The 10,921-nt window shown below is 61.0% G+C and carries 4 protein-coding genes and 2 pseudogenes; 1 reads left to right on the top strand and 5 read right to left on the bottom strand.

Annotated features, from left to right (window positions below):
* Positions 1–24 precede the first annotated feature (24 nt).
* A pseudogene (locus AC0L24_RS13805) lies at positions 25–591 on the bottom strand (type IV secretory system conjugative DNA transfer family protein); the annotation flags it as partial.
* A gap of 2,347 nt (positions 592–2,938) precedes the next feature.
* Here AC0L24_RS13805 and AC0L24_RS13800 point away from each other — a divergent pair.
* Complete coding sequence (locus tag AC0L24_RS13800; RefSeq protein WP_473563850.1) at positions 2,939–3,997, top strand: class I SAM-dependent methyltransferase; 1,059 nt, start codon at positions 2,939–2,941, stop codon at positions 3,995–3,997.
* A gap of 524 nt (positions 3,998–4,521) precedes the next feature.
* Here the strand turns inward: AC0L24_RS13800 and AC0L24_RS13795 are convergent.
* The 4 genes and pseudogenes from AC0L24_RS13795 to AC0L24_RS13780 form a co-directional block, all read right to left on the bottom strand.
* Positions 4,522–5,844: an FAD/NAD(P)-binding protein gene (locus AC0L24_RS13795; protein ID WP_473563835.1), complete on the bottom strand. Its 1,323-nt coding sequence runs from the start codon at positions 5,842–5,844 to the stop codon at positions 4,522–4,524.
* Positions 5,841–6,830 (bottom strand): annotated as a pseudogene (gene ssuD / locus AC0L24_RS13790) (alkanesulfonate monooxygenase); the annotation flags it as partial. The gene AC0L24_RS13795 and the pseudogene ssuD, both read right to left, overlap by 4 nt.
* A gap of 934 nt (positions 6,831–7,764) precedes the next feature.
* The gene (locus tag AC0L24_RS13785) at positions 7,765–8,313 is read right to left on the bottom strand and encodes a hypothetical protein (RefSeq protein ID WP_473563834.1); all 549 of its coding nucleotides are present in this window, start codon (positions 8,311–8,313) and stop codon (positions 7,765–7,767) included.
* Positions 8,314–10,920, bottom strand: coding sequence for a hypothetical protein (locus AC0L24_RS13780; RefSeq protein WP_473563833.1), 2,607 nt, complete (start codon positions 10,918–10,920; stop codon positions 8,314–8,316).
* Position 10,921 lies beyond the last annotated feature (1 nt).

Below are 10,921 nucleotides of genomic sequence, written 5' to 3'. Positions count from 1 at the left end.
TCGCGGGTTCATACTGGCCTCACATCAAACCGTATCATAGTCCTGCGCCAATCCACGCAACTGCTCATTGGGTTGAGATTCTGCCGAGAGCCCCTCGTCTGCTTGCATCAAGGGTGCCGGCTCCGGGAGGGCGCCTGTCTGGCTTTCGAAGATTCGTTTAAGGATGCGGTCCGAAAAATATCGCACCTTTCTTAGTTGCAATGGTGGCAGGCCTTTGATGAGAACAATCTCGTAGTCGTCATCGAGCAGCCGAATCTGTTCGGGACGCAGCAGCGGTGCACCTTGATGCGAATTCTGAATGTTCCAATCGAACGTTCGCGCTTGGCTGTAGGAAATCGATTTGGCTTCGAACGTGTATTCACCGATGGCTTTGGAAATGTAGGTTGGAGTCTCGTCATCGGCCGTGGCCATGAACACTTGCAGGCCGGTATTGCTGAGAAAATTCTGCTTGCCAGCCTCGCCATAGGCCCCCGTCAGTGCCGAGAGGCTTTGGATGATGAGCATGAAGCGACCCTTGTAGTCCGCGATGGTCGTAATTGCGGTCTCGATCGCCTCCAGCTTACCCAAGTGCTTGAATTCATCGAGCACAAAGAAGTGCAACGTCCTGAACTGCACGTCGCGTTTGCCTCTCGGCGGATTTGAAGCTCCCAAGATCACGTGCTGTATCGCGCGGGTTAGCGATTACCAACCGTTCTGCAACATTGGTTCAGTGGCCCGTCTGGAAGGTCAAGGTGGTTACGGCGTTCCTCGGCCCTCCTCCCGTCGCGGGATGAACTTCCAGCTGCACGTGTCAGTTTGCTATCGCGATCCATTGCTCGGCTTCCAGAGTCGTTTCTCTACCCCATGAGGTTACCACCGAAGCTTGATTTGCTACACCAATATGGTGTTACACTTGTAGTCTCGCAGAGGCTTCTCCCAGCTCTCTGGGTCACGTCGAGAGCCGTAACCGGATCAGATTTTCCGGGCGGAGGGGGTTTGCGGCGAGCGCGTTCGTGATTCACTATTTGCGGACGCTACCACCGACTGATTCGCTTGAAGGCCTGTCGCTTGCTCAGCTCCGCGGGCCGTTTGCTGCGCTGATCGGCTTAGTGCGCGGTCTTCAAGGCCGGGTCGAGAGCCTTGAGATCGAGAACCAGGTGCTGCGCGCCGAGATCCAGACCCCAAGATCGCCCTCCGGACAAGCCGACCAAGCCGTCGGAATGGGCAACGCAGCCGGCATCTGGCAAGGGGAAGCGACGCCGTCGCGGCGCAAAGCGCGACGGCGGTCGCGTGAGCCACGAGGTTACGGTTGCGGAGAGCGCTCCTGCGGGCTCACGCTTCAAGGGATACAAGACGATCCTGGTGCGCGATCTGGTTCTGTCGGCCGGGGTGATGCGCTATCGCTGGGGGTGCTGGGTGACACCAAGCGGCGAGAGGCTCGTGGCGCCGCTGCAGGCGGGGATTGTTGGCGGCCTGGGGCGCGAACCTGCGCCGCTTCATCCTGGCCTGTCACGTTCAGCGGCAGGTGACCCTCGACAACGGCCTCCTGTTCTCGCGACGACTGCGCAGGAACCGCAGCGAACGCATCTGGGCACCGCCACAGCACGGCCGCATCCTCCAGGTCCTGCATAACCGAGATATGCCGGCGCCTTCTTCTACGGTCGAACGCTTGGTCGGCCCCGGCCGGGCGGCGGCGTCTCGCAGATCAAGGTGAATAATATGGCCGAGTGGCGGTTAGTCATGCCGACCTGCATCCGGGTTATATCGACTGGGAGCACTTCAAGGCCAACCAGGAGCGTGTCGCCACCAACGAACAAGCTTATGGAATGCAGCGCCGCGCCGGGACAGTCCGCGAAGGATCCGCCTGCTCCAGGGCAGAGTTCTCTGCAGCCTTTGCAGCGGGCAAACATGGGCGTCCATTACAACGGCCCTCCGCCGAGGGCCCGTCGGCGAGTCGGAAGCCGAAAGAGTCGCGGCTCCCCTCACCCGTTCGGCCGTTCCGTCGTACCAGGCGAGCGTCTCGCAGCGCGAAAGCTGCTCAGGCGACCCTTCGCGATTTTGGCCGGATCGACGTCGTCCTGGGGCAGGAAAGCAGGCAAAGACTGGCAAAAAGCGTCCGCCGCAGCCCGGCGTCGATCACTAGAACCTGGCGCGGGCGCGGCGGAACTGCAGGGCGGCGGCCATTCCGGAATAGCTGCCGCAGGTCTCCTGAATCGAAGCCTCTATCCGATCGACGAACGCCTCAAGTTTCGCGGGCAGCAAGACCGGCCGGGACCAGGTGTATTCGGTATCCTAATCATCGCACAGCGTGTTTAGCTTGGGGTCGCGCAGAAGGTGAATGGCGTCAGCGCGGTGAGGTGGACCGCGACGCTAAGCTAAAAACGTGTTGGACTAAGCGACGGGGCGGCTCACTGGTATGGGCGTTCAATTGATCTGGCGCCTTAAATGGCAGGAAGGCCTCGCGGCCGGTTCGAGGCGCATCATATCCTCCTCCGAAGCAGCACGAGCAAGTATCGTCACAAGCCCCGAGCGCTTCGCGTTCGGCGGTGTACAATTTCCGACAGTGTCGGATACAGAGTCAGATCTACTGGGTTGCGTTTAAATCGTTTTCTCATTTGGCACAGTACATGCACGTCATCCGCAAGCACGACCGACCAACAAGAAGACGCATGGTCACCTCACCGAAGCATACAGCCGCGGAACAAACACTTCGCCGCGAACTTGCTTATCGCCTACCACCAAAACCGGAGGCCATCGATGTCTGACGGGTTTCCCAGAATACCTGCTGCGACCGCGCTTGCCCTTCGACCGCTCCGGCTCCGCCCGTTACGGACGAGGAAAAGTGACGGATTTCCTGCTCGACGACGGCATGGAGGTGGTCGTCATCCCCGATCACCTGCGCCGGTCGTCGCCCGTGTGGTGCAAGGTCGGCAACATCGCGCCCACGAGGAGATTTCCGATGTCTGAAGCCAGTCAGGAAAAGTTGGACGCATTCTTGAGGAAAATGGTCGGCGATCTCGGTGCGATCGCTACGGGCGCGGGGGTCTTGCTGGGCGACAGACTCGGCCTGTTCAAGGCATTGCGTGAAGGCGGCAAGACGACGGCCGCCGAACTTTCGACACGCACCTGCACCCAGGAACGCCTTGTAAGGGAATGGCTTTCCGGGCAGGCGGCGGCGGGCTACGTCGACTACGATGAAGCGAGCGACGAGTTCTATCTCAACGCCGAGCAGGGACTGGTGTTCGCCGATGAAGATAGCCCGGCCTTCATGGCTGGCGCGTTCGAGTTCCTGTCCGCGCTGTGGCTCGATGAAGAAAAGGTGAGGCAGGCATTCCAGTCCGGCAAGGGCGTGGCGTGGCACGATCATAGCGCGTGTCTGTTTCGCGGTACGGAGCGGTTCTTCCGTCCAGGCTACAATGGCAATCTGATCGGCTCCTGGCTGCCGGCTCTGGAGGGCGTAGTCGAGAAGCTCGAACGCGGCGTGGAGGTCGCGGATGTCGGATGCGGTCACGGCGCATCGACCGTGCTCATGGCGCGTGCTTTCCCCAATTCGCGCTTCGTCGGCTTCGATTATCACTCCGCTTCGATCGAGCGTGCCCGAAAGGCCGCCGACGAAGCCGGCGTTGGCGCCAACACGCGCTTCGAGGTCGCGGCCGCCAAGACCTATCCCGGCACGTATGACCTCGTCGCTTTCTTTGATTGCCTTCACGACATGGGCGATCCAGAGGGCGCCGCCGCCCATGTCCGCGGGTCGCTCAAGCCGGATGGCACCTGGATGATCGTCGAGCCGTTGGCGCATGACCATCTGGCGGCGAACCTCAATCCCGTCGGACGCGTCTATTATGCCGCTTCCACATTCGTGTGCACGCCCGCTTCGCTGTCGCAGGAAGTCGGACTTGGGCTTGGTGCCCAGGCCGGCGAGGCGAGGTTGCGCAAGGTGGTGACCGCCGGCGGCTTCAAGCGATTCCGTCGCGCCGCGGAGACGCCGTTCAACATGGTGCTGGAGGCTCGCCCCTAGCGCGGCCGTCGCTAGAAATTGTAGCTCATCGTGAAGATCACCGCCAAAATCCGGACGCACATTTATCGGCAAATTTTTCAAAGGCGCCCTGGGTTTACGCAGAGGTCGCTGCCGAGCCGCCGTCTCTAAACCACTGAGGTCGATGTCCGGCAGATTCTTTCCCTTGCTGCGGTCACAAGGCGGGCGGCCGATACGAAGTCTGGGAAGGAGATCGGCACCTCGGAGGTCGAGCGGATCTGGACGGGAGTGTCAAACGGACCCGCCCCAGACCTCGCAACGTCAAGCTCGTCCTATCCGCGAGAAACCCAACAGCGCCAGGAGCGCCACGCGACCAGTGGCCTATTTATCAACTCGAAAGCGCTTTCCATCTTCGCAATGCGTTCCGTCAATGCCATCTGAACAGGCTCATCGTGTCTGCAGCTCACGACGCCTTGCGAGGCAACGCAGTCTGGTGTCCTAGCCATTGGTGAATTTCGTCGGCGATGCGCTCGGCGTGCGCGGTGACCTCGGGTATTCCCATCAATTCACCGACGCTGCCACGCGCCAGCGGCCCGCTGACAAAAATGCTGTCGGTCGTGCCCGGATGTGCCGACCGCATGGCCTTGGCCGTCGGTTTCAAGTCCAAGACCGGCCTGGTCTAGTCGGACTAGCTCCAACCGTCCGAGAGCGGCGACCGCCGTATTGGTCCGGAAAATATCGGCATGCGCCGGCCCAGTCGTCACGATCACGCTGTCGTAAGCCTGGCAAGGACGCGGCGTTGGCCACGCAGTCGCTGCGTGACGCGAATTCGCCCGTCGACTTGCTCGGCGCCGGCAATCGATGCGGCGCGATAGGCGAGCGTGCCTTCGGCAACCCGGCGATCGAGCACGGCCGCGATCTGTGGCGCTATGCGGAAGCGATGGACATCCCACAGCGCGCGCAAATGGCCGCACGACGCGGCGTTGCTCAGCGAGCGGCAGGGCCTGCCAGATGATTGCCCTTGTCGCCGGACGGCGTCGAGAACCGGTGCCAGCCTTCGCCCTGTTGCGCGGCGGTTGCGATGGTCGACCGGATACGCCTGAGCAACGCTGTGGCGCTGCGTGCAGACAGGTGGTGAAGTCGCCGATCGGATCGGCATGCGTAGCCGCATGGCCTCGCGACCGGTAGCCATGGCGCGACAGTGCGGTGATGCGACCGCGATGGCCACTGCGGTCGAGCGTCGCGATTACATCCGCCGACGTCAGTCCAGTGCCAACTATCAGCACATGGTCGTCGCGTCCGATCGCTCCCAGCCTTTCGAGATCATAGGGATTGGCCACAAACCCGGCTGCGCCAATCACGGACTGCAGCGGCAATAGCAAAGCCGGTGGCGGATGCGTCGTCGCAATCACCAGGGCGTCCGCTGCGAGCGTTCCTCCATCAGCGAGGATCAGGTGGTAGCCCTCGCCACTGAGCTCGGCTGACGCAACTGCGGATCTGACATGGCGGATCGTTTTACCGAGCAGAAAGGGCTGAAGATGGGATTCCACGTAGCGCCCGAAAACGCGACGATGCGGGTAGAGCGCTCCTTTGGCGGCAATAGCCTCGGCATCGTCCGCAATGGCGCGGGTCTGCTCCAGCCAGTCGGCAAAGTGGCTGTCTTGGCCAGAGATCAGCGTCATCCTCGACGCCGGCACATTGATGCGGTGTGAAGGATCGGGCGTCGAATAGGCCAGACCATAGCCGAGCCCCTCTCGGGGCTCGACGACGACGATTTCGGCAGCACCGGCGGGCAGAAGCCGCGCAAGATGAAACGCAGTCGCCGCACCGGAAAAGCCGCCGCCGATGATGACTACGACCGGCCCTCTGCCCGATTCTCTGGCGCTCAAGACTGACTCGCGCGGAGCGCCGATGGCCGATGGTCGCCGGCCACCGTTTCGCCGAGGGCCCCATGTTCACGGCCGTCGGTCGCGTCGAGATTTCATGATCAAGCGGCAATAGCGGTAGCACCAGTTCGCCAAAACGATAGGCTTCCTCCAGATGCGGATAACCGGAGAGGATGAAGGTAATCGATACCAATACGCTCCGTTCCGCCACCGTGGCCGCATCGCCGACCAGGGCGGTGCCGGCGCCGCCGCGAACCAGGCCGACCCCGGCCCACAGGTTGGGGCTGATTTCGAGCTTGTCGCGATGCCGCCATGCAGCCGCCTCATGCGCGATTGGCCAACAGAATCCATGCGCGCGAACACCTTCTGTGCCTCGGCGATCGTTTTGTCGTTCAGCCGGCTGATCAGCCGGTCGGCATCGGCCCAGGCTTCGTCGTTGGTTTCACGGACGATGACATGCAATCGGATTCCAAAACTCACCGCTCGTCCCGCCTTCTCGGCAAGGCCGCGCACATGGTCAACCTTGGCGGCGACGTCGGCCGGCGGTTCGCCCCAAGTCAAATATTTGTCGATCTGCTCGGCGGCGACCGCATTGGCCACCTCTGATGAGCCGCCGAGAGCGGCGGATGTGGCGTCTGCCCGGGCGGAAACAGCAGCCGGCCGCCCTCGATACGGAAGTGCTTGCCTGCGAAGGCAAAAGTCTCGCCACGCAGCACGGCCTTGTAGATGTCGAGGAATTCCCGCGTCACCTCATAGCGCTCGTCATGGCTGATGAAGATGCCGTCGCCCTTGTTCTCGACGGGGTCCCCGCCGGTGACCACATTGATCAGCAGGCGTCCGCCGGAAATGCGGTCGAGCGTCGAGGTCATGCGGGCGGCGAGCGTCGGCGATTGCAGGCCCGGCCGGACGGCGACAAGAAAGCGAAGCCGCTGCGTCAGCGGCGCCAGAGCCGACGCCACAACCCAGCTGTCCTCCCAACTGCGTCCGGTGTGGTGTTCAGAATTATCTGCCTCTCTCCGGAATTAAGCCGAGGTTAGAAGATCGTGTGCGGTATTGCGCGCGCCCGGTCAAACCGTGTCGATTTGCGGCGTGGCCGACGTGTCTCAAGCTAGGCGGCGTCGCACTCTGGTCCCGATTGTCGTGCGACGGTGAATGCGCTGGGCTAGACCTTGGTCGAAAGGGCTGCTCCGGTTTACCAATCCTGTCGTCTTGGGTTGACCAATCCGTGGCCGATCGTGAGCGGGTTTACCAATAGGGGCGGCTACATTGTACGCAAATCCAACCACTTATTGCCAATCCAGAATTAACTGTCATTGAGGTCATTGGTAAACTCGATCTTTCGATCGGAAACCCATACCCTCAGCCAGAAAACTCGCCTTTTTTCAATTGCATAGCCCACGCGCCAGCAACCCATAATTCCGGACTGGTAAACCCCGTGAATGCCAAATAATTCCGGACGTCACACCAGTATGCCCTTTTATGCGACTTTCGGAGCACAGACCAGGAACATTTGGCGTTTTCCATTCATCGCCTAAGGCCAGTTTCGCGCTGGAAAAAGCCAAAATGCGGGAGTTCAAAAGTGGCCGCAACGGGCCGTTTGCTGACGGACAGGTTTGCGCTCGAACGGCCGGGAAGCTGCCCTTCAGAAGCGACCCATACAAGCCGTTCCTGCGATACAAGAGCTGTTCCAAAGCTGGAGAGCAATTGAGCCGTCGCTTGGTCGAGTAAGTCAAAAGAGCTGGCAGGATCGTTCAACCGACCAGTTACTTTGCTCTCGGGCGCCCCATTGGAAGCGATCGGGTGACGTCTACAAGCCTATGGATTAGATGGCGGAAATCGCTCTGCAATGAACATCGGAGGGCGAAAGATCGAACCTGATGTTGTTGACACAGCCCGCGAATGCACCGGTCTATTGCTCATTTTTCAAGGGAGCAACTGGCCGCCATATCCGGCCGAAGGGTCGATTCGTTCGGGCGGCGGCCGCAACGTAGCGGCGGAATATTCTGCATAGTCTACCAAGAAGACCTTGTCCTCGATCGGTCCGGCATCTCGTGAAGCGACTCTCCGCGCCGCGAAGTAAATCGATTCCACCCCCAAGGCGCTGCCTGTAGCGACTCTTGACAACGCGCAATACGAGGTTCCAGCGGCCGACCAGCCAATGATCCGGGTGTCCGGGGGCACCGCCTGCGCTTCTTCACCGAGTTGCGTCCCCGTCCCGTCGTTGAGAAGCGCCCCCAATTGTACGAGATAGACTTCCTCCCGTGATGAAAGGCCAATCCAAAAGGCTTCCTTGTCATCAACGGGAAGAAGCAATCGTCCATTGCGCGCTCTTGCGATAGGGAGCGCTCCCAAGCTTCGCGGGGCGACACGGACAACGCCAGTATTGGGCAGCTCGAATCGTTGAAAAGACATGGTCAGCGTTCCGAGTTGCAAGCCAAAGCCCGCTTCACCCGGAGACCAGCCGCGCTCCATCTAGGTTCCCCGTTTCTTCTGCAGGGCTTTCAGAGCCGAGGCAGGGAGCTGGTAGGTGAGGGCAAAGCGGCGCACCTGCGCCTCTGTTGACGCAAAGCCAAGCTTGCCGTCGGCGGCGTCGAATCCCGTAGGCTTCGGTTCCGCACAAGCCAGTGACTTCGCAGCCGATGGAACGGAGGACCGCCCGGATGCGGCGCGCTTCGAACCGCTCGGCGAGAATTTGGCCGCGCTCTTCCCGGTTTTCGGCTTGGCCGCCTTCATGGACTTCGACGCGGGGGCTGCAAGCTTCTTGGGCGCGACGGGGTCGAAACCCATCATCTCCTGCGGCACCGGCGCCGCAAGAGGAGCCGCCGCAACGAGGTTCTCCAGAAGTGTCGAACGATAGGTTTTCCTTACTTCGCGGTTCGCCGACCATGCAAGATAGGGCGGCATTGTCGAAAGCGCGGCGACGCGATTCCATAGAGCAAGTGGAACGAGCGCCCGGTTTTGCTGGCTCGCTTCGACCATCAGTCGCCAACTCCGTTCGAATAAGGGCGGCGCCGTGAAAGGTTGCGTCCGGCGCAAAGACACGTCAGGGCAGCGAAGCGAGAGCGCTTCCACATCTGGGTGCTCACTGCCGACGAGGCCGCGTAGGTTGGCGACCACGATATTGAGATCGTTGAGGTCGACCGAGTGGTCGGCCTCGTCTTGAACAAGTAAGAGATGCGCGCCGACGATGCCTTCGAGCGGGTTCTTATACTTCTGCAGGAGCAACTCCTCCAGCCTGTCGTTTAGAATGGGACGCTCTTCGGCAAGTGCGATCGAAGCCTTCTCGAATCTGTCGTTTTCTGCGACCGACCAAAGCACCTTGCGGTCCGGCGGTTCATCCTTTCCATTCCGCATGATGAAGGATATCCGAGGAGGCCCTTCTTGCTCGCCGGTTTGGAAGCGCAAGAGATAGGCTTCAAGACGCCAGCCCGCAACTGCCGGCAATGTCATCTCGGTCGTTCCGGCAGATGGGTTGTGGAACCTCAGGAATGCGATTGTGGGCTCGATATCAACGGTATGGTGTGCGATCCCATCCTTCGAGGCCTCGTCTTTGGTGCTGGTCTTGGAAAGGTCTGCGATCTCCCTGCCGTGTGAGTCGACGATCCTGACACCCTCCCAGGGATTGGCGATTGCGGCGACCGTATCGGATGTCCAACTTCTCGCAACAACCGCGATCTGCGCCCTTCCAGGCCCGGGAGCCAGTCGCTCCGCAAAGTGATCAACCAAAGCTGACTGGTTCTCGTGAGAAAGCGGTGCGTCGCGAAATGGGACCGCGGACGCAATTCGAGGCAGAGCGCCGGGGCCCAGAATCAGGTCTTGGTCGAGAAGGAACACCTGATCCACAAGATCCCTGGCTACCCGGATGCGGGCGCGGTAGATGCCACATCTCAATCTTGCGTCAAGTCGCCCTTTGCCGTTGTCGGCGGTCTCGAACTCCGCGGTTTCGATCGAGATCTGGTTTGCCGAGTCGCCTCCGTCGAGGGACAGATTGAAAGTGTTCGGGGTAAGCGATACCTTCGGTCCCTTCTCCGTTACCTTCACCGCCCCCGCTCGCGTCACCTCGAAACCTTGACGATAGCCGCTGTCGGGAACCTCGATGACATGGAGGCCTGCGGGCAGCTTGGCGGTCATGGCCACCAATGTCTCAAACGCCGAGGCCTGGGGCGGCGCGCCAGACCATAGGCGGGCGGACTTTCCAACGGCGTCCGGCTCGAACTGCAGCTGAATGTCGAACGTCATCGGCGCGATCCCCTTCGCGAGCACGATTTGCGGATGCTCGGCGACGATTTCGGGCTCGAGCGAGATCTCGAGATTTTTCCGGTCCGCCTCTCCAAGACGATGCGGGAGGGCGTTTCGGAGCCAGTTGGCCATGCTTTGGCCGGTCACGGAGCCCGCCCCATTGACCGCGGCGCCTTTAACTCCGTCGAGGAATGCCCAGGTGAAGACGCCGTGGAACTTTCCGCCGTCCTCCGCGACGGGCGCTTCCACGGCTTTCAAAGGCCGCTTGGCGGCGAAGGCAGCGAAGGCAGCGCCAGGCGGAACGGGATTGCTGACCGCCGCTAGCGGTGGCGGATTTGGCACCGCGATCGACATGCGGTTCATGCAGGCGTCGAGCAACAGAACAAATTCCTGAAAATAGCCAGCATCCTGCCACCAATTCAGCCATGCCGATGCGGAGATGTTCGCATTGACCTTGTTAGGTGCCACATCAGCGGTCAGCAGGCAGCCCATGCGCTGGACAGTCGAAAAGCCGTGACCGGACATATAGATGTAGAGACGTTCGCCGACTGTCCGGCCCATGCCTGCTGCGACATTTCTCTCGGCGAGGCCCTCGATCCACATAAACGCGTGCCGATTAAGGTGCTCCGCCCAAGGCTCATCGGACGGCGGTGCCGGAAAGTCGGAAGAGACGATCTTCTTGACATTGTCCGGCGGCAGATCGCCGCCGGTGGGTGCGAGCAGCCACTTGCAGATGCTTTCTACGTCATTTTCCGGCCCCTGCAGGTCAGCTGGAGGGTTCGTGAGACCTGGATAGGTCTTCAGACCGATCGCGATTGCGTAGTGGTCGTGCTTCGGCATT

The sequence above is a fragment of the Mesorhizobium sp. WSM4809 genome (assembly GCF_055811655.1).
The sequence above is the reverse complement of the archived record's forward strand: the minus strand, read 5'-3'. Positions and strand labels throughout refer to the sequence as shown.